The sequence below is a fragment of the Micromonospora sp. D93 genome, assembly GCF_018070365.1.
Lineage (GTDB): Bacteria > Actinomycetota > Actinomycetes > Mycobacteriales > Micromonosporaceae > Micromonospora > Micromonospora ureilytica.
The window spans coordinates 158,779-177,047 of record NZ_JAGPXW010000012.1; the positions used below are offsets into that span (position 1 = coordinate 158,779).

General features: G+C 69.1%; 23 protein-coding genes, 1 tRNA gene and 1 pseudogene. 11 read left to right on the forward strand and 14 right to left on the reverse strand.

From position 1 onward, the window contains the following. Positions 1–110: 110 nt before the first annotated feature. Positions 111–755, reverse strand: coding sequence for an FMN-dependent NADH-azoreductase (locus KBX71_RS16445; protein ID WP_247683562.1), 645 nt, complete (start codon positions 753–755; stop codon positions 111–113). A gap of 82 nt (positions 756–837) precedes the next feature. Between KBX71_RS16445 and KBX71_RS16450 the strand changes: the two genes are divergently transcribed. Further along, complete coding sequence (locus KBX71_RS16450; protein ID WP_210818897.1) at positions 838–1,317, forward strand: MarR family winged helix-turn-helix transcriptional regulator; 480 nt, start codon at positions 838–840, stop codon at positions 1,315–1,317. 55 nt (positions 1,318–1,372) lie between these two features. Here the strand turns inward: KBX71_RS16450 and KBX71_RS16455 are convergent, their stop codons facing one another. Next, positions 1,373–2,386, reverse strand: a complete 1,014-nt coding sequence (locus tag KBX71_RS16455) for a TrkA family potassium uptake protein (protein ID WP_210818898.1) — start codon at positions 2,384–2,386, stop codon at positions 1,373–1,375. A gap of 280 nt (positions 2,387–2,666) precedes the next feature. Here KBX71_RS16455 and KBX71_RS16460 point away from each other — a divergent pair, with 280 nt between their 5' ends. From KBX71_RS16460 to KBX71_RS16475, 4 genes are all read left to right on the forward strand, one after another. Further along, a complete protein-coding gene (locus KBX71_RS16460) occupies positions 2,667–3,164 on the forward strand; it encodes a helix-turn-helix domain-containing protein (RefSeq protein ID WP_210818899.1) in 498 nt (165 codons plus the stop codon). A 137-nt stretch (positions 3,165–3,301) separates the two neighbouring features. Next, entirely contained in the window at positions 3,302–3,901 is a 600-nt protein-coding gene (locus KBX71_RS16465; protein WP_210818900.1) for a ClpP family protease, read from the forward strand. Between the two features lie 142 nt (positions 3,902–4,043). Further along, the gene (locus KBX71_RS16470) at positions 4,044–4,964 is read left to right on the forward strand and encodes an ABC transporter ATP-binding protein (protein ID WP_210818901.1); all 921 of its coding nucleotides are present in this window, start codon (positions 4,044–4,046) and stop codon (positions 4,962–4,964) included. Beyond that, positions 4,961–5,731, forward strand: coding sequence for an ABC transporter permease subunit (locus KBX71_RS16475; protein WP_210818902.1), 771 nt, complete (start codon positions 4,961–4,963; stop codon positions 5,729–5,731). Before KBX71_RS16470 ends, KBX71_RS16475 begins: the two co-directional genes overlap by 4 nt. A gap of 46 nt (positions 5,732–5,777) precedes the next feature. On the opposite strand, the gene KBX71_RS16480 is transcribed toward KBX71_RS16475, so the two are convergent. The 6 genes from KBX71_RS16480 to KBX71_RS16505 form a co-directional block, all read right to left on the reverse strand. Continuing rightward, entirely contained in the window at positions 5,778–6,470 is a 693-nt protein-coding gene (locus tag KBX71_RS16480; RefSeq protein WP_210818903.1) for a response regulator transcription factor, read from the reverse strand. Next, positions 6,467–7,576 (reverse strand): sensor histidine kinase, encoded by a 1,110-nt coding sequence (locus tag KBX71_RS16485; RefSeq protein ID WP_210818904.1) that lies wholly within the window; start codon positions 7,574–7,576, stop codon positions 6,467–6,469. Before KBX71_RS16485 ends, KBX71_RS16480 begins: the two co-directional genes overlap by 4 nt. Positions 7,577–7,936: 360 nt before the next feature. Then, positions 7,937–8,009 (reverse strand) — tRNA-Arg (locus KBX71_RS16490). Positions 8,010–8,017: 8 nt separating this feature from the next. Next, positions 8,018–8,413 carry an IS110 family transposase gene (locus KBX71_RS33755; RefSeq protein ID WP_256442057.1) on the reverse strand — a complete coding sequence of 132 codons (396 nt, stop codon included), beginning with the start codon at positions 8,411–8,413 and terminating at the stop codon, positions 8,018–8,020. 116 nt (positions 8,414–8,529) lie between these two features. After that, positions 8,530–9,681 (reverse strand): hypothetical protein, encoded by a 1,152-nt coding sequence (locus KBX71_RS16500; RefSeq protein WP_210818905.1) that lies wholly within the window; start codon positions 9,679–9,681, stop codon positions 8,530–8,532. A gap of 6 nt (positions 9,682–9,687) precedes the next feature. After that, the gene (locus KBX71_RS16505) at positions 9,688–9,999 is read right to left on the reverse strand and encodes a hypothetical protein (RefSeq protein ID WP_210818906.1); all 312 of its coding nucleotides are present in this window, start codon (positions 9,997–9,999) and stop codon (positions 9,688–9,690) included. Between the two features lie 415 nt (positions 10,000–10,414). On the opposite strand from KBX71_RS16505, the gene KBX71_RS16510 reads away from it, so the two are divergent. The 3 genes and pseudogenes from KBX71_RS16510 to KBX71_RS16520 all read left to right on the forward strand — a co-directional run bounded on the left by KBX71_RS16510 (position 10,415) and on the right by KBX71_RS16520 (position 11,913). Next, positions 10,415–10,981 carry a hypothetical protein gene (locus KBX71_RS16510; RefSeq protein WP_210818907.1) on the forward strand — a complete coding sequence of 189 codons (567 nt, stop codon included), beginning with the start codon at positions 10,415–10,417 and terminating at the stop codon, positions 10,979–10,981. A gap of 15 nt (positions 10,982–10,996) precedes the next feature. Next, a pseudogene (locus KBX71_RS16515) lies at positions 10,997–11,605 on the forward strand (nucleotidyl transferase AbiEii/AbiGii toxin family protein); the annotation flags it as partial. Positions 11,606–11,715: 110 nt separating this feature from the next. Beyond that, positions 11,716–11,913: a hypothetical protein gene (locus KBX71_RS16520; protein WP_210818937.1), complete on the forward strand. Its 198-nt coding sequence runs from the start codon at positions 11,716–11,718 to the stop codon at positions 11,911–11,913. A 243-nt stretch (positions 11,914–12,156) separates the two neighbouring features. Here KBX71_RS16520 and KBX71_RS16525 read toward each other — a convergent pair whose 3' ends face one another. Continuing rightward, entirely contained in the window at positions 12,157–12,651 is a 495-nt protein-coding gene (locus KBX71_RS16525; protein WP_210818908.1) for a peptidoglycan-binding domain-containing protein, read from the reverse strand. Between the two features lie 295 nt (positions 12,652–12,946). Here KBX71_RS16525 and KBX71_RS16530 point away from each other — a divergent pair, with 295 nt between their 5' ends. Then, positions 12,947–13,933, forward strand: a complete 987-nt coding sequence (locus KBX71_RS16530) for a helix-turn-helix domain-containing protein (RefSeq protein ID WP_210818909.1) — start codon at positions 12,947–12,949, stop codon at positions 13,931–13,933. Between the two features lie 42 nt (positions 13,934–13,975). On the opposite strand, the gene KBX71_RS16535 is transcribed toward KBX71_RS16530, so the two are convergent. The 5 genes from KBX71_RS16535 to KBX71_RS16555 all read right to left on the reverse strand — a co-directional run bounded on the left by KBX71_RS16535 (position 13,976) and on the right by KBX71_RS16555 (position 17,395). Next, positions 13,976–14,383: an arsenate reductase ArsC gene (locus KBX71_RS16535; protein WP_210818910.1), complete on the reverse strand. Its 408-nt coding sequence runs from the start codon at positions 14,381–14,383 to the stop codon at positions 13,976–13,978. A 17-nt stretch (positions 14,384–14,400) separates the two neighbouring features. Continuing rightward, on the reverse strand, positions 14,401–15,504 hold the full coding sequence (arsB, locus tag KBX71_RS16540) for an ACR3 family arsenite efflux transporter (protein WP_307847109.1): 1,104 nt from the start codon (positions 15,502–15,504) through the stop codon (positions 14,401–14,403). A gap of 44 nt (positions 15,505–15,548) precedes the next feature. After that, positions 15,549–16,205: an arsenate reductase ArsC gene (locus KBX71_RS33760; protein WP_307847111.1), complete on the reverse strand. Its 657-nt coding sequence runs from the start codon at positions 16,203–16,205 to the stop codon at positions 15,549–15,551. Beyond that, positions 16,198–16,902, reverse strand: a complete 705-nt coding sequence (locus tag KBX71_RS16550; RefSeq protein WP_210818912.1) for a helix-turn-helix domain-containing protein — start codon at positions 16,900–16,902, stop codon at positions 16,198–16,200. Before KBX71_RS16550 ends, KBX71_RS33760 begins: the two co-directional genes overlap by 8 nt. 115 nt (positions 16,903–17,017) lie before the next feature. Further along, positions 17,018–17,395 (reverse strand): metalloregulator ArsR/SmtB family transcription factor, encoded by a 378-nt coding sequence (locus KBX71_RS16555; RefSeq protein WP_210818913.1) that lies wholly within the window; start codon positions 17,393–17,395, stop codon positions 17,018–17,020. Between the two features lie 84 nt (positions 17,396–17,479). Between KBX71_RS16555 and KBX71_RS16560 the strand changes: the two genes are divergently transcribed. Next, positions 17,480–17,620 carry a hypothetical protein gene (locus tag KBX71_RS16560; protein WP_210818914.1) on the forward strand — a complete coding sequence of 47 codons (141 nt, stop codon included), beginning with the start codon at positions 17,480–17,482 and terminating at the stop codon, positions 17,618–17,620. A gap of 104 nt (positions 17,621–17,724) precedes the next feature. After that, positions 17,725–18,222: a GNAT family N-acetyltransferase gene (locus KBX71_RS16565; protein ID WP_210818936.1), complete on the forward strand. Its 498-nt coding sequence runs from the start codon at positions 17,725–17,727 to the stop codon at positions 18,220–18,222. Positions 18,223–18,269 lie beyond the last annotated feature (47 nt).

The window sequence follows — 18,269 nt, forward strand, 5'->3', positions numbered from 1 at the left end:
TGACGAGAGCGGCCGTCCCCGATCCGGGGGCGGCCGCTCTCGTCGTACCGGCGCTGCCTCAGCGCTGGGCGGACCGGCGCTGCCTCAGCGCTGGGCGGACCGGCGCTGCCTCAGCGCTGGGCGGAGGCCGGCGTCCAGAGGTTGTCGATCTCCTTCTCTGCCGCCGCGAGACTCGCCTCGTGCAGCGGGATCAGCTCGGCCATCTCCGGCACCGACGGCGCCAGGGTCAGCTCGGCGCTGATGAAACGCGGCTGCATGCCGGTCATCGACAGGCCGTGCGGGAGCCACGGCTCGGCGTGGTCCCAGCCGGAGCGCGGAGTGCCCTCGCCGTAGCCGCCGCCCCGGGTGGCCAGCACCACGAACTCGCGTCCGCCGAGCAGGCCCTCCTGCGTCGTGGGGTCGAACGACAGCCCGGGAACGATCAGGTGGTCGACCCAGGACTTGACGCTGCTGGGCGCGCCGAAGTTGTAGAGCGGCAGGCCGAGCAGCACCACGTCGGCCTGCTTCACCTCGTCGACCAGCCGTGCGCTGAGCTCCCACGAGTCGCGCTGGGCCGGCGTGTGCTGATCCGGAGGGGTCATTCGCGCCAGCCCGCCGTCCGCGTCCAGGTGCGGCAGCGGCTCGGCGCCCAGGTCCCGGTAGGCCACGGTGCCGTCCGGGTGGGCCGCACGCCATGCGTCGACCGCGCGGGCGGTGAGTCGCCGGCTGACCGACCAGTCACCACGGATGCTCGAGTCAATATGCAGCAGGTGCATGATTTCTCCTTAAGGAATCGTCTGTGCAGCACCAACTATTTATAGCAGGCCGATGTTCCGCCGGGTCGGTAGACTGGGTCACATGTCCGCGCAGCCGCTCGACGCCTCCGAGCACCGCTCGGGCGCACTTCTGGACCATCTGGCCCGGCGGATGCGGCTGCGGTCGGAGTCGGTGCTGGCGCCGCTGGGCCTACGCCCCCGGCATCTGGTCGCGCTCACAGTGCTGCGCGCCGGCGGTGGCACCGGCCAACAGGCGCTCGCCGCCATCCTGGAAATGGACAGCACCAACATCGTCGGGCTGCTCAACGACCTGGAAGCCAAGCAGCTGATCGAGCGGCGGCGCTCCCCCGAGGACCGCCGCCGACACGTCGTCGAACTCACCGAAGATGGGACAAAACGCCTCAGCGAGGCCGAATGCGCCCTGGCCGGCGCCGAGGACGAGGTGCTGGGCGCACTGGATCCCGCCGAGCGGGAGACCCTCTACAAGCTGCTCAGCCGGGCCTCCACCGGCACGTCGATCAACTGCACCGAGGCGATCTGCGCCACCGACGACACCTGCTGACGCGGCGTCACCTCAGCGGCGAAGCGGCCAGGCTCGCCCAGCAGTGGCGGGACGATCAGGCGGTGGTGGCCGACTGGGGGCGGTCGTCGCGTACGTGCACCAGCATGTCGCCGGTCTCGATCACCGCACCGGCCCGGTCGGCCAACGTGACCACCTTGCCCCGCCGCACCAGGGCGATCACCAACGACTCCAGCTCGCGCGGCGAGCGACCCACCTCGTCCCGCTCCGCGGAACGCATCGCCAGCGCCATCCCCTGACCGGGAGTGAGCAGATCTTCCACCACGTCGATCAGCGGCGGCGCGGAGGTGGACAGGCCGAGCAGCCGGCCCGCCGTGGCCGAGGAGACGATCACGTGGTGCGCGCCGCTCTGCTTGAGCAGCGGGGCGTTCTCCGCCTCCCGTGCCGCCGCGATGATGCGGACCTGTCCGGCGGTGAGCTGCCGTACCGTCAACGCGACAAGCACCGACGCGTCGTCACTGTCGGTCGCGATGATCACGGCCTTGGCGCTCTTGACGTGCGCCTCGTTCAGCACCGACGACCGGGTCGCCGAGCCCTCGATCGCCACCAGCCCGGCGGAGGTGGCCTGTCGCAGTGCGGCGGCACTGCGCTCCACCACCACGATCCGCGAGCGGTCCAGACCGTTCTCCATCAGGGCGGAGACAGCGCTGCGCCCCTTGGTGCCGTAGCCGCAGATGATGACGTGGTCCTTCACGGCTCTCCTCCACCGCGACAGGCGACGGCCGGTCCGGTACTGCTCGGTCAGAACTTCCAGGGTGGTGCCGACCAGGATGATAAGGAAGATCACTCGGGCCGGGGTGATGAAGAGGACGTTGACCAGCCGGGCCGACGGCGCGGCCGGGGTGATGTCCCCGTAGCCGGTGGTCGAGAGCGACACGACCGCGTAGTAGAAGCAGTCGAGCAGGGTGAGGCCGTCCTCATTGACATCGCGGTAGCCGGCCCGGCCCAGATAGACAGCGGCGACCACGGCGAAGACCAGGCCCAGAGCGGCGGCGAGCCGAAGGCTCAGCGCGCTCAGTGGGCCCCGGCGCTGCGCGGGAAAATGGATCACTGTCGGACCTGCTCCCCCGCCGTCGCCTGCACGCCCACAACATAGCGGGTACCCCGTCGATCGGACGGCCGGGTCGCGGCGGACAACCGGCACGGCGCCCGCACCCGACTACCGGACGGTGACACTGGTGGCCGAGCCGGCCACCAGACACACCCACCTGCGTCGGTGACGTGTCGGGCCGGCGCCGTGCGGCGGTGCGGGCCCGCACGGGCAGCCGGCGGGTCCGGCAACGGGCATGATGGGGATGTTCCCCGACGACGACCGCGAGAGTGAGGCCCGCATGTCGTTACTGCGACGAGTGATCGGCGGGGTGCTGCGCCGGCACCGCCAACGTCAGGGCCGCACGCTGCGCGAGGTGGCCGCGTCGGCCGACGTCTCCGTGCCCTACCTCTCCGAGGTCGAGCGGGGCCGCAAGGAGGCCTCCTCGGAGGTGCTCGCGGCGATCTGCCGAGCGCTCGGCATCAGCCTCGCCGACCTGCTCGGCGAGGCCCGCGACGACATGCGCCGGGTCGAGCCCCGCCTGCCGGCCGCGCCACGCGCCGCGCTGACCCACCTGGAGCGGGTCGACGCGACCCGACGCGAGATCGGCAACGCGACCCTGCTGGTGGGTCCCCGCACCAGCGGGTTCGTCCTGCACCAGGGAGCAGGGTTCAGCGAACCCACCCTCGGCGTCGACGCGTTGGCCTCCGCTGGCGGCTCGCGCCCCGGTCCGCGTACCCCCTGCCTGTCTGGCGGTGAGGTGGCCCTGAGTGGCGCGCGGCGGCTGACCGCCGCGTAGGCCGCGCCGGTTCTGCCGTCGGCGGATCTGCCGGCGGCAGAATCACTGGGCCAGCCACCGCCGTCGCCCGCACGCTCAAGGGGCCGGTCCACCGGGCGGTCCCCGCCGCCCGCCGGTGCGGTGGAAGGCGGCGGCACATGATCGGGTACGGCGTGCGAATGCTGGAGAGCGGGCAGCCAACCTTCGGTGACCATGTGTTCGAGCGGCTGCTGCGGGAGCGGATCGTCTTCCTCGGAAGCGAGGTGACGGAGGAGTCGGCCAACCAGATCTGCGCGCAGATCCTGCTGCTCGCCGCCGAGGACGCCGACCGGGACATCCACCTCTACATCAACTCGCCGGGCGGTTCGGTGAGCGCGGGGATGGCGGTCTACGACACGATGCGCTACGTCCACAACGACGTGGCGACGCTGGCGCTCGGGTTCGCCGGCTCGATGGGGCAGTTCCTGCTCTGCGCGGGTACGGCCGGCAAACGGTACGCGCTGCCACACTCGCGGATCATGATGCACCAGCCGTCCGGTGGGATCGGCGGGACCGTCGCCGACATCACCATCCAGGCGGAGAACATGCTGCACGTGAAGCGGACGATGCAGGAGCTGATCGCCCAGCACAGTGGACGAACCCTCGACGAGATCCAGCGGGACTGGGACCGGGACCGTTGGTTCACCGCCGAGCAGGCCCGGGAGTACGGCCTCATCGACCAGGTGATCACCCGAGCCGATCAGCTGCCGGGGGTCTGACGCCCGCGGTTCGCCGATCGCCGTGTCGGCTGACGAAGCCCACGGCCGCGCCCTCGCGGCCCTGCTCGGAGCCCCTCACCCGTGGGCATTGTCAAACCCTGGTCTGACGCGGCGGGCGGTGGCCGGTTGGCAGGCTGAGGGCATGATCGAGGCGACTGAGCTGACCAAGCACTACGGTCCCAAAACTGCCGTCGACGGGCTCACGTTCACGGTGACGCCAGGGCGGGTCACCGGCTTTCTCGGTCCCAACGGGGCCGGGAAGTCCACCACCATGCGGCTCATGCTGCAACTGGACCGGCCCACGTCGGGGCACGTCAGAATCAACGGCAAGGAGTACGGCGAACTGACCGAGCCACTACGGCAGGTCGGTGCGCTGCTGGAGAGCCGGGCGGCACACCCTGGGCGATCCGCGTACAACCATCTGCTCAGCCTGGCGGCCAGCAACCGCATCCCGCGGCAGCGCGTGCGTCAGGTGATCGAGATGGTCGGGCTGGAGAGCGTCGCCGGCAAGCGGGTTCGAGGTTTCTCGCTGGGCATGACACAGCGGCTCGGGTTGGCCGCCGCGCTGCTCGGCGATCCGCCGGTGCTGCTGCTGGACGAGCCGATCAACGGGCTCGACCCGGAGGGGGTCCGGTGGATCCGGCAGCTGTTGACGGGGCTGGCGGCCGAGGGGCGCACCGTGTTGCTGTCCAGCCATCTGATGACCGAGATGGCGGCCACCGCCGATCATCTGATCGTCATCGGCCGGGGACGCATGCTCGCCGATATCTCGACCAGCGAGTTCGTGGCGCAGCACGCGGGTTCGTACATCCGGGTGCGCTCACCCGAGGCGGCGAGCCTGCGCAGCGCCCTGACGACCCGCGGGATAGAGGTGACCGAGGCGGGAGAAGGCACTCTGCACGCGATGGGCGTCGAGCTTGAGCAGGTCGCTGCGGTCGGCCGCGACGAGGGCCTGATAATCACCGAGCTCACGCCCTGCACAGCCTCACTCGAAGACGCGTTCATCAAGTTGACAGCCGATGCCGTCGAGTATCGCGGTGGGATCACGGAGGCAAGCCGGTGAGCAGCAACACGATACCCGCAGTCCTGCACTCGGAATGGATCAAGGCACGGTCGACGGTGGGCAGTCTGGTGACGCTGCCCCTGGCGCTGGTCATCAGTCTCGGTCTGGCGCTGGCAGGTGGCTTGTCCACCCGCAACGCCATCGACAGCGGCAGCGCCATGCTGGCCTCGGACTTCAACCCCATCAACTCGGGGTTCAACGCCCTCCTCTACGCCAATTTGGCCTTCGTCGTGTTCGCGGTGCTCGTGTTCAGTTCCGAGTACACGACCGGGATGATCCGCGCCTCGCTGGCGGCGGTGCCCACCCGGGGCCTGTTCTACCTGGCCAAGCTGGCTGTCGTGGCGGGGGTCGCGTTGATCGTCGGCGGGGCGGCCGTGATCGCATCGTTCCTGATCACCCAAGCCGCGTTGGGCCCACACGGGGCGAGCCTGTCCGACCCAGGGGCCGTACGCGCCGTACTCGGTGGGGTCGCATACGTCGTACTGATCAACGCCTTCTCGGCCGCGGTCGCGGCCCTGCTCCGCAGCACCGCACTCGCGTTGGGCATCCTCATGCCGCTGTTCTTCGTGGTAGGGCCGGCTCTCGGCACGATCTCCGGAACCAAGCCGGTGGCGCAGTTCCTCCCGGACCAGGCCGGCATGCGCGCGATGCGGGTGACCGCCGAATCAGGCGACCTGACGGCCGGACAGGGGATCCTCGTGCTTCTGCTGTGGACGCTCGCGGCGGCGGCTGCCGGGTACTGGTTGATCCGTCGGCGTGATGCATGACAGATGTCCCCTCCGCACCGCCGTATGGCTGCGGACCCGGCCTCGGTCAGAGCAGCCCTCGGCGAGGTTGGCTGACCGCGGCACGCACCCCTGCGCTGACCAGTCCGTTCTCATACGCGGCGATCACAAGTTGGGCGCGGTCGCGACGATTGAGCTTGGCCAGGATCCGGTTGAGGTGCGTCTTCACGGTGGCCATGCTGATGTGCTCACGGTCGCAGATCTGCGTGTTGGACAGGCCGTTGGCAACGAGTGTCAGGATCTCACGTTCCCGGTTCGTCAGGACGTCCAGGTGGCCGGTGGCGGGAACCGCCTCGGCCGCACAGAATCGAGCGATCACCCGTCGGGTGACGCTGGGTGCGAACAGCGCGTGCCCGCCGGCCACCACATGGACGGCTGTCAGCAGGTCCGCGGGGGCGATGTCCTTGAGCAGGAACCCACTGGCGCCCGCGCGCAGGGCCGAATAGACGTACGGATCCAGGTCGAACATGGTCAGAATCAAAATTCGGACGTCCGTGGTGGCCTGGTCGCCGGTGATCAGGCGAGTGGCCTCAAGGCCGTCGGTGTGCGGCATGCGCACGTCCATGAGGATGACGTCCGGCCGCCTGCTCTTCGCCAGCCGAACCGCGGCTGCGCCGTCGGCCGCCTCCCCGACGACCGTGCACTCCGGATCAGAACTCACCAGCAGGCGGAAGCTCTCGCGCAACATGGGCTCGTCGTCGACGATCGCGACCCGGATCACTGCCGACCACCCATTGGTGCGTACGGAATCTTCACGTGGACCTGGAAGCCGCCGGCTGCCAGCGGCCCGGCCGTCATATCACCATTGTGCATCTCCACCCGCTCCCGCATACCGGCCAGGCCGAACCCCTCCGCTGCGGAAGGGCGGATCGGCCGGCCGCCTACCGGCCCGTCGTCCGCGACCTCGACGAGGAGCTCACTCCCGGTGCTCCGGACCGTCAGGCTGCAGCGGGTCGACCCAGCGTGCTTGATGACGTTGGTCAGTGCCTCTTGAACGATCCGGTAAGCGGTCAACGACACGCCCGGAGGGACGTCGTCCTGCTCCGGCAGTTCGCTCCGGACGGTCAGGCCCGCTTTCTCGGCACGGCGCACCAGCGTGGGGACGTCCGGCAGACCAGGGGCCGGTCCACGAGGTTCGTCGCTGTCCCGGAGAAGCCGGAGGGCTTGCCGCATCTCGACGAGCGCCTCTCGGCTGACCTGCTCGATCACTGCGAGCGAGGCCAGCGTCTCGGCCGGCCGGTCCCGAGCCAGATGTCGGGTCACCGCTGCCTTGACCGCGATGACCCCCAGGTTGTGCGTCACGATGTCATGCACCTCGCGGGCAATTCGCAGCCGTTCGTCGGAGACCGCTCGCTCAACCCGGTCGGCAGCCCGCCAGACCGCGTACGCCCGCCGCTGCGCAACCGCGATTCCGGCGGCCCAGGAGGCGCCTACCAGGGCGAGGCCGGGCAGCAGTGTTCCGAATCGACTCGGCCACGGTTGCGGCGACCCGGTGGCGACGGCCAGAAACGTCAGAACCACGCTGGACGACACGATCATCAGCCAACTGCGACGGCTTCGCTGACCATCGATGGCCGCAGCCGTGTAAGCGGCGAGGGCCGCCGCGAGGAGCGGGTCCGGCAGGACCCCCAATGACACGCTGACGATCGATGCGAAGGCGACGCTCGCGAAGACTGGCATTGGCCAGACCCTGCGGAGTGCGACGGGGAGCGCGATCAGGGAGACCAGCACACCGTGTAGCCAGTCGGGAAGCGTGCTCGACCGGGGCAGGGCTGTCAGGTAAACCGTGGCGAGCAGCCCGGCGACGACGATGTCGACGGCGACCAACTCACTGTGGGTCAGCGGCCGAACCGGCAGCCGGGCACCTTCTACCGCTCCCTTCGGGTGCACGAACCCCCCTTCTAACCAAGGTCCCGGAGAGACTCATCAATCTACGTGCTACCAGCGCCGGACGAAGCCGATCCTGCACGCCGAGATGTTCAATCTCCGCGCAATACCGCGATTGTTCTGACCGTCTGCCAGTTGGCTCACCTCCCTGGCTTCTGATACTCAGGGATCGTCGGTGCAGGCGGCATTGCCCTCAACGACTCCGGGACCAGGCTGCCCGGATTCCCGATTCCCGATCGGATTCGCGGGAAATAACGCAGAGGACCGACAAGAAACCACCACGGCTGCCAGCCTTCGAGGTGCCCCCGGCAGGATTCGAACCTGCGACACACGGTTTAGGAAACCGATGCTCTATCCCCTGAGCTACGGGGGCGCGAGCGCCTAGTCTAGCGACCTGGGGTTCACCTGGGGTGGCAGGGAGTGGCCCCCGTTCACCCACGTTGCCCGGACCTCTGTTCTCCCAGCCCAGGAGCACACCCGGAGCACACGAACCCCGGTTTGCGACCGGCGGTCGGCCGGGGTGACCCGCGCTCGTGGGCAGTGGGTCAGGGCGGCGAAGCTGGACATGCTGAACACCCGGCGTAGCCCGCGGTGGTAGCGGTGGGGTCGGACCTGGTGGCCTTGGCGGCGGCTAGAGTCGCGGGAGATCGCTGCGAGTCCGGCGTGCGCGGCAAGTGCTGCGGGGCTGGGGTAGGTGGTGAGGGTGCCGGCGTGGGCGAAGAACTCGGCGGCGAGGGTGGTGCCGATGCCGGGCAGGCTGGTGATGATCTCTCCCAGCTCGTGGTCGCCGACGACTGCCGTTGGCGTCGGCTGTCCGGGGCGTCCCCGGTGCGCCGCGGGGCCTCACGACCTTCCCACACTCTGGCGAGGGTCACCGGGCCGCGAACCGGGCGTCAGGTGTCGAGGCCTGCGAGGTTGAGGCGTTCGAGCAGGCTGGGCTTGCGGGCGTGCACCGCCCGTAGCTCGGCCAGCCGCTGTCGGAACGATGTGCTGCCTCCGTCGCGTTCGCCGAGATCGCGTAGGTCGACGAGGAGCTGAACCGCGGTGTCGTACTCGCGTGGTTTCTTTGTGGCGATGAGTTCGTCGACCCGATGCCAGGCGGCGGGTTGGTCGACTGCGAGGGTGTCGAGGTGCCGTTGCCGGGCGGCTGCTACGGACCGTTCCCGGCGGACCCGGTCGCGTTCGCGCTGCTCGGCGTCCCGTTGTTCTCTTTCCGCGCGCAGCTCCGCGGCGGTGGCGAGTAGTTCCCCGGCGGTGCGGGCGGCTGCCGGGGTGGGCGTGTTGGTGGGGTGTGCGTCGCGGTAGCGGCGCAACAGTCGGCTGCGTAGGTGGCTGTCGCCGCCGGTGATCAGGTCGGTCAGGATGGCGTCCTTGTCCCGAGCGGGCAGCCCGACGACCCAGGTGCCGTAGTTGTGCGCGGTCGGTTCAGCGGCGGCGGCCGGCGACGACCCCGCCGCCGCAGCCGCGATCAGGTCGGGGTCGATGCGTAGGAACTCGGCGACGGCGGTGAGGGGCGCGTCGAGGGTGCCCATGCCGGCGGGGATAGGCGGTTCGGGCTCGTCGTCGGCGATGTCCTCGGACTGTACGCAGCGGAGCCAGGCCAGGTAGAGCAGGCGCAGGTCACCGCCTGCGAGGCCGGCCCGGACCGGGATGATCGAGGCGAGCAGACCGTGGCCGTCGAGATCCCACTCGTCGGTGCCGTCCTCGTCCTCGTCGTGCAGGTCGATGATGACGTGCTTGCCGGCGGCCCAGGCGGATGCGCTGTCACCCTGGCAGTACTGGGCCACCGTGGCGGGGTCAAGCACGTGTTTCGGTAGCCGCAGCATGAGCTGGCGGGTGCCCCAGTTCGCTAGGTACAGGTGTACGTCGAAGTATCGTTCCATCAGCTTGCGCGGGTCGCCCTTGAAGTTGCCCCACTCGTAGATGTTGACGAAGCTGGTGGCGGTGATGTCGGCCCGGGTCGATAGCGACCGCAGCTCGGCCCGCTCTCGGGAGGTGAGGGGTCGGTCGACGGCGGTGAATTCGTAGTACTGGTACTCGCTCATCGTGGCCTACCTCCCGGCCCAGTGCCGGTAGGCGTCGATCCACGCGGCGCCGTCCGGCGCGGGGGTGGGTAGCGGCAGGTCGAGGAGATCGATCCTCTGCCGGTGACGGCCTCGGGCGCAGACCGCGACGATGCTGTCCGCCGTCAGGTCGATCTTGCGCACGGTGACCTCGACGCCGAGGACGGTGGTGGTGAACGGCACCGCCAGATGCTCCTCGACCACGGTGAACAGGCCGGTGAGCTGCTCGTCGTCGCCGTACGCGTCGACGGTGGCTTCCTCGATCATCGCCTCCAGCGCGGCGTTTCCCTTCGATGCCATCGGCGGAGGATATCGGACCAGTGTCGGGGTGTTCGAAAGCCCGATGCGCAAGGATGGCCGGCATGGGTTCGGTAGCCGAGTTCGTCGATCTTCGGCGGGAGGTGGAGCGGTTACGGGCGGAGAACGCCCGGCTGGGACGTCGCCGGCCCGATCTCCTACGACGGCCTACTCGTCCAATGCGCCGGGCGCGTCATCCGCGCCGCCCCCGGCAAGGACGTCGCCGAGGTCCACGACTACCACGACCCGGCCTCCCCCATCCTCGCCGCCTCGCTCCCACGCCGCATGCCCGGATACCGGGCACTCGGCTTCACGGGAACATGAGTTCATCCGATCGCGTCACCTTGGCTGGTCCCGCCGGTCACAAAGCCACGACGGAAAGCCAAGCGTGCTGGGCCTAGCGTAGTAGGCTGACGGCATGGGTCAGTTCTCCGAGGATGAGCTGCATGCGGTTGTCTCCCGGTACGAGGCGACGCGCGCGCAGGCATTGACCGAGCGGGACGAGCAGCTGCGGGCGTTTCATGCGGCCGGGTGGCGGCCGGTGGATCTGCAGCGGGTCACCGGATACAGCCGGGAGACGATCCGTCAGGCACTACGACCGGAAGTCCGGCGGGCGACCAACATCAGCCGGCGCCGGACATCACCCCAGCCGCCGGCGGACTACCGGACCTACGGCGACCGGAAGCCCTATGTGGTGGCCGAAACCCTCACCGAACTGCACGGCCCGACCGAAGGCACGGTGACGCTTCCGCGTCACCTCGACTGGTCCGGGCACGCCGAGTACGACCTGAACCGGCCCGCACGCCTGGCCAGCATGTACAAGGTGGTGCTCACCGAAGCCAGCACGGCCGAGGATCTGAACACCTGGCTCGACGCTGACCTTCTCCGGCGGCTCTGGCCCACCCTCTGGCTGTCACCCCAGCTCCGCCAGCGCTGGGAAGAAGCCTTTCCCGAACTCGCCGCGACCCGTAGCGACGCGGCGTAGCGACGCGGCGTAGCGGTGGACCCCTTCCACGAACGCCTCGCCCGTACCGGGCTCGGCGCGGCCGATAGATACGGCTTCGCTCTGGCCGGCGGTTACGCGGTCCAGGCCGCCGGGCTTCTCGAGAGGCCGAGCGAGGACGTCGACCTGTTCACCGCCTGGGACCGCCGCGACGAGTTCACCGCCGCGGTCACCGCCGTCGTGCACGCCTACCGAGACGACGGCCTGACCGTCGAGACCGAGCGGCAGTACGACACATTCGCCCGGCTGGCCGTCACCGACGGGGTGCGGGTTTCCAAGGTCGAGCTCGGCGTGGACTGGCGTGCCAACGAACCGATCCTCATGGCGATCGGACCGGTCCTCCACCCGGACGACGCGGTCGCGAACAAGATGAGCGCCCTCTACGGGCGAGCGTTCGCCCGTGACTTCATCGACATCGACGCCACGCTCCGATCCGGCCGCTATACCCGCGAAGCCCTCCTCACCCTCGCTCAGCGCGCTGACCGTGGTTTCGACCGGCGCATCTTCGCCGACGCTCTCGGACAAGCCACCCTGCTCGATCCTGACGACTTCGCCCAGTACGGCGTCACCAACCAAGCACTGAACGATCTTCGGCAAGCGATCGCAGCAAGGCCGCGAAGCGATCGGCACGCAAAGGCAGAAAGCAGAAAGCCGCAGGTCATTGGCCTACGGACACAGGCGGAGCATCGGGTTAGGGAGTCTCTACGCGAGTTCGCATGACGCAAGCTCCCTACGAGCTGCAGCGACTCCGCAAATCCACCTGGGACACCCCCCGCTTCATCAAGGGTTACGACCTCACCCTCGACGACCGCCTGATCCTCCCGCGGGGCCTGCGGCACACCATCGCCACCCTCGTCGAACACGCCGGATCGCGGCTGGCCGTCACGGACCTACGAAACTCCGGTCCACGTTGACAGTTGTCGGATGAGGGTCCGCGCCGTGGGCGCGCTCGCGTCGAACCTGAGGTTCCGGATCATCCGGGCACGCCGAGTTACCGGCTCCTGCACGTCACGGCCCGGATCACCGCCACCGCCCGCAGGACCCGGCTCGCCATCGGCGCCGGAACCGAGGATCAGCTAGCGATACAACGGTCCTGATGCCAAAGGACGCCGACGCTGACTTCGGCACGAAAGTCAGCGTCGGCACAGGTTGCGAGACTAGAACGGCGGGTTATAGCAGCTGATGAAATCAACCGATCCGTCTCGGGGATCACGCCAGTAGTCCGGCCACCACATCGCCTGACGGGTCGCCGGCCCGTATACGCCGTCAGCGCTCACGCCGAGGCGGTTTGCCTGGAGCCACCGAACGGCATCCACCGTGCCGGTGCCGTAGAAGCCGTCTGCCCCCCCGGTGTCGCGGATGCGCCGGGCGGCATAGGTGCTGCCGTAGCAGCGGAGGATGGCGTTCTGCAACGCCCGCACGGCGTTGGAGCTGCCCGTCTGCCATTGCATGTAACAGCTGAGACCGTTGCCGGTACGCGCGGGAACCACGTAGTAGTTGTAGACGGCCAATCCATCGGTGCGGTGCACTGTCGTGTTGCACGGACCGTAGGCGGCGTGGGCCGGCGCAGCCGTCATCGGGCTGGCCACCAGACCGCCGGAGAGGATGAGAGCCAAAGCCCCCAGCAATCCGATGCGCCTGCGGGGCGTCATGGATACTCGTTGCACGATGAAGTCCTTCTGTCGGTGGTGTCGCCTCAGCGACGACCTCGCCACGAACCATAAAGTTGTCGTGGGTTTCGGACTTTGCCGTCCGTGCAGGAAACTTTGTCTGTGATGCACCGCCTCAGTCGGTGCTGCATCAAGCGAGAGGCTGCGCCTGCCCGTGAAAGCCGTCGCACGGCGGGCAAACTCGTCCGAGTGATGTCGGAACGGGACTTGTCGAGGGGGTACGTGTGTGGGAACCGGCAGGCCGCCTGCATGAGCGACGCAGACGAGGGTCTGTCTCATGAGTCCCGTCCTGGACACCGCGTTCATACCTCCGCATGACCGGGAGGAAGCGATCCGGTACGCGGTGTGGGACTCTGTGGTCGCGGTCGACATCGACCACCGGCCGCCGGCCGAGGGCATCTCCGTCCGAATGGGTCTCGGCGCCATCGGACCCGTCCGGATCTGTTCGGCGCGGGCGACCGCGGTCACCGTCCATCGAACGCAGCGGCTGGCTCAGGCGGACGAGGAACCGGCCGTCTTCCTCGGCCTACAGGTGACGGGTACCAGCATCGTGGCGCAGAACGGTCGCGAGTGCGCACTGGGGCCAGGGGAGTTCGCCGTGTACGAGTCGATCGCTCCCTACACACTCAGCTTCGCCGAGGGAGTCGACCACCATTTCATACGTTTCCCCCGCGCGGCACTCGCGCTCCCCGACCGGCTGGTACGAGAAGCCACCTCGGTCACCTTGGGTTCCGACAATCCCCTTGCGCGCCTCGCCTCCACGTACTTCCATCAGCTCGCCGTCGACGGGGAGCTGCACCAGGGCGGGCACGCCGACGCCGCCGTGGAACCCAGCGTCGAACTCCTCCGTGCTGTCCTGACGTCCCGGCACCATGACTCCAGCCTGGCCAAGGCGCCGTTGGAGGCCACGCTCAGCCTGCGCGTCACTCACTACATCCGGCAGCATCTAGCTGATCCTGATCTGTCCGCGGAACGGATAGCCACCGCACACAACATCTCCATACGTCACCTCTACGCTGTGCTATCCCGGTCGGGTATCAGCCTCGGAGAATGGATCCGTACGCGCCGCCTGGCCGAATGCAGGCGAGAGCTGGCCGGCCCGAAAGGTCGGCTACGGACCATCGCGGCGATAGGACGGAGCTGGGGCTTCGTGGACGCGACCCACTTCAGCAAGGTGTTCAGACAGGCGTACGGAATCTCGCCTCGGTCCTGGCGCGACCAGAACCACCCCGCTCCGCCTACAGATCTTGAGTCGGCAGGTTGAGTCGGGTTCGAGGCGGGCCCCATGGGGGCGGATGCGTGTGACTCAGGGGACGGGGACGAGGTCGGTGAGGAGTGCCTGCACCCGGGCCCGGATCTCGTCGCGAATTCCGCGAACGGCGTCGACGCCCTTACCGGCGGGGTCGTCGAGTTTCCAGTCCTCGTAGCGCTTGCCGGGGAAGACGGGGCAGGCGTCCCCGCAGCCCATGGTGACGATGACGTCGGACGATTCCGCGGACGCGTACTCCAGCAGTTTCGGGGTCTGGTCGGTGATGTCGATGCCGACCTCGCGCATGGCCTGCACCGCGGCGGGGTTGACGGTGTCGGCGGGGGCGGAGCCGGCGGAGCGGACCTCGACGGTGTCGCCGGCGAGGTGGCGTAACCAGCCGGCGGCCATCTGGGAGCGGCCGGCGTTGTGGACGCAGACGAACAGGACGCTGGGCTTGTCACTCACTGTGGTTCCCTTACCGGTTAGGCGGATGTGGTGGTGGATGGTGTGGACGTGAAGTAGCGGCGGCGTGCCCAGAGCGAGACGTAGACGAGTCCGACGAGGACTGGTACCTCGATCAGGGGGCCGACGACTCCGGCGAGGGCCTGGCCGGAGGTGACTCCGAAGGTGCCGATCGCGACGGCGATGGCGAGTTCGAAGTTGTTGCCGGCGGCGGTGAACGCCAGGGTGGTGGTGCGTGCGTAGCCGAGGCCGATGGCCCGGCCGAGGGCGTAGGAGCCGGCCCACATCAGGGTGAAGTACACCAGCAGGGGCAGGGCGATGCGGACGACGTCCAGGGGCCGGCTGGTGATCGCGTCGCCCTGCAGCGCGAACAGGATCACGATCGTGAACAGCAGCCCGTAGAGGGCGGCCGGGCCGATGCGGGGTAGGAAGCGGGCCTCGTACCAGTCGCGGCCCTTGGCGCGTTCGCCGAGCCGGCGGGTGAGGTAGCCGGCGACCAGCGGGATGCCGAGGAAGATGAGCACGTTACCGGCGATGTCCCACGCTGACACGTTCAGCTCGGCCCCGGACAGCCCCAGCCACTGGGGGAGCACGGAGAGGTAGAACCAGCCGAGCAGACCGAAGGCGACAACCTGGAAGACGGAGTTGAGCGCGACCAGCACCGCCGCGGCCTCGCGGTCGCCGCAGGCGAGATCGTTCCAGATGATGACCATGGCGATGCAGCGGGCCAGACCGACGATGATCAGACCGGTGCGGTAGGCCGGCTGGTCGGCCAGGAAGATCCAGGCCAGGGCGAACATGACCGCGGGGCCGACGACCCAGTTGAGGACCAGCGAAGAGATCAACAGCCGGCGGTCGCCGCTGACGGTGTCGAGCCGGTCGTAGCGGACCTTCGCCAACACCGGGTACATCATGATCAGCAAGCCGACCGCGATCGGTAGCGAGATCCCGCCGATCTGCACCGCGTCCAGCGCGCTGTTCAGCCCGGGGATCAGGCGACCGAGGAGCAGGCCAGCGACCATCGCCAGCCCGATCCAGACCGGCAGGAACTGGTCGAGTCGGGACAGGCGGCCGACGACGGCGCTCTCGCCCGGGTCGGTGTCAGGGGTGGTGCGGGTGCTCACTGGCACTCCCGTCGGCTCTCGGTCGCTGGTGTGGGTCGGGTCTGTCATGCCGGGTGGGCGACGTGGAGGTCGTCGAGGAGGCGCCGGACGCGGCGTTCGATGTCGTCGCGGATCGGCCGGACGTCGGCGAGGTTGCGCCCGGCGGGGTCGTCGAGGTCCCAGTTCTCGTAGCGGGTGCCGGGGAAGACAGGGCAGGCGTCGCCGCAGCCCATGGTGATGACGACGTCGGCGGCGCGGATGACCTCGTCGGTCCACGGCTTGGGGAACTCCGCGGCGATGTCGATGCCGCGTTCGGCCATCGCGGCGATGGCGGCGGGGTTGACCTCGACACCGGGTTCGCTGCCGCCGGACCAGGCGACGGCGTTGTCGCCGGCGAGGTGGGTGAAGAAGCCCAACGCCATTTGCGAGCGTCCGGCGTTGTGGGTGCACAGGAACAGTGCGACGGGGCGGCCGTCGCGGTGGTGGCCCTCGACGCGGGCGAGGGCCTGCAGGCGCTGACGGGCGAAGCGTTCGGCGAGCAGCGGCAAATAGTGGGGGATGCTGCCGACGGTGGCGAACTGGTCGTAGCTGGTGTGCAGGAACCGCTCGATGGTTTCGGTGCCGTAGACGCCGGTGAACTCAGCCGTGAGGCGGGTGGCGGCAGTGCGCAGGGCGAGCTGTTGGTCGATGGACATCTGCGGGTACGCCTGGGTGTCAGTCATGGGGTCCTCCGGAGCTGCTCATGGCGGGGGTGATGACGGGGGCGACCCGGTCGACGCGGGCGGCGAGGTCGGCGAACGCCGTCTCGAACGCGTCGTCGGTGTCCAGGCGGACGGGGTCGGGCACCGACCAGTGCAGGCGGGGTCGGGCTGGGGCAGCGAGTTCCTCGTGGGCGTTGTCGCAGACCGCGATGACCAGGTCGTCGTCGCGCACGATGTCCGCGACACGGTTGGTGCTGCTCGGGTCGAGGTCCAGACCGTGCCGGTGGGCCACGGCGACGGCACGGGGGTGGACCCGCTCGGCGGGCTGTGTCCCCGCGGACGCGGCCGGAGTGTGGGTGCGCTCGGACCAGAGAGCGGCGGCCAGTTGCGAGCGGGCGGAGTTGCGGGTGCACACGAACACCACCCGTCCCACGCCGATCAAGGGCGCGGGGTTCAGTGCGGTGAGGGCTTCGGGGCGCAGCCGCAGGTAGGTGCGGCGCCGGTCGCCCTCGGAGCGCCCGCGCACGACGAGGCCGGCGTCGGTGAGGACTTTGACGTGGTGGGCGACGAGGTTCGTCGGTATCCGCAGGTCGTGGGCGATTTCTCCGGGCGAGGCGTCGCCGAGGGTGAGCGCGTCCACGATCGCCAGGCGCGCCGGGTCGCCGAGCGCGGCGTGGATCCGAGCGCGCCCCTGCAAGGCACCAAGCTCAGTATTCATTGAGTCAATGATTACTGAGCGATCGCGAGGGTGTCAAATGACGGTTGGGTGGCGGGCGCGGGGTAGTCCGCCCACGTCGCCACCGCCCTGGCCGGCCCGGGTCGCCGCCCAGGCCTCAGACCACGACGGCCGGTTCGACGCTGAGCAGTCCGGCGAGCTGGCGCAGGATCGCCGGCCGGGCCCGGTAGTACACCCAGGTGCCGCGGCGTTCAGCGTCGACGAGGCCGGCCTCGCGCAGCGTCTTGAGATGGTGCGAGATCGTCGGCCCGGTCAGGTCGAACGCCGGGGTCAGGTCGCAGACGCACGCCTCCCCGTCCTTCGCGGAGGCGATCATCGACATCAGCTGCAACCGCACCGGATCGCCGAGCGCCTTGAACGCCGGCGCGAGCACCGCGGCGGTCTGCGCCGGCACCCGGCTCTGCGCCAGCGGCGGGCAGCACGGCGTGTCGGCGGTGAGGTCGATGACGGGAAGCGACCCGGCTTGATTTGACATGCCTCTAGGTTGACAGGTGTCTAAGCAGCGTGCAACTCTCTGATTCGACGAACGTCAAGACAGACGTCGTGGGAAGGGGTCGTCATGTTCGGCGCGGCACGGCGTTCAGCGCAGGCCCGAGCGGGAGCGCGCTTCTGTGACTCCTGCGCTCGGGTGTCCACCGCGGCACAGCGGCGCTACGACCAGGTCCGTGACACCGCCTACGCCCTGGTCGGCGTCCGGTAGTCCCCTGATCGAAAGGTTGTGTGATGAGCGAGAACACCCAGACCAGCCTCCGCCGCCGACGTCGTCATGAGCCGACCCGCCCCCCACCCGAACGGAGCCTGCTGATGGCCGACATCACCGTTCGCCCCATGACGGCCGGCGACGCCGCACGGGTGCTCGCGATCTACCAAGCGGGTCTCGACGGCGGCGACGCCAGCTTCGAGACCACGGCGCCGACCTGGGCACAGTTCGACGCCGGCAAACTGCCCGCGCACCGCCTCGTCGCTGTCGGCGACGACAGCATGGTGATCGGCTGGATCGCCGTCTCGCCCACCTCCGCCCGCGCGGTCTACGCCGGCGTGGTCGAGCACTCCGTCTACGTCGACCCCGCCGCCCGAGGCCGCGGCGTCGCCCGCCTCCTGCTCGACGCCCTGATCGCCTCCACCGAAGCCGCCGGCGTCTGGACCATCCAGTCCGGTGTCTTCGGCGAGAACACCGCCAGCCTCCGCCTGCACGAGCGCGCCGGTTTCCGGGTCATCGGCGTACGCGAGCGCGTCGCCCGCCACCACGGTCGGTGGCGCGACGTGATCCTGCTGGAGCGCCGCAGCCCCGTCATCACCTGACCAACTCTCCACCCCGCCGCACAGCCGCCGTCCACCTGCTTGATTCG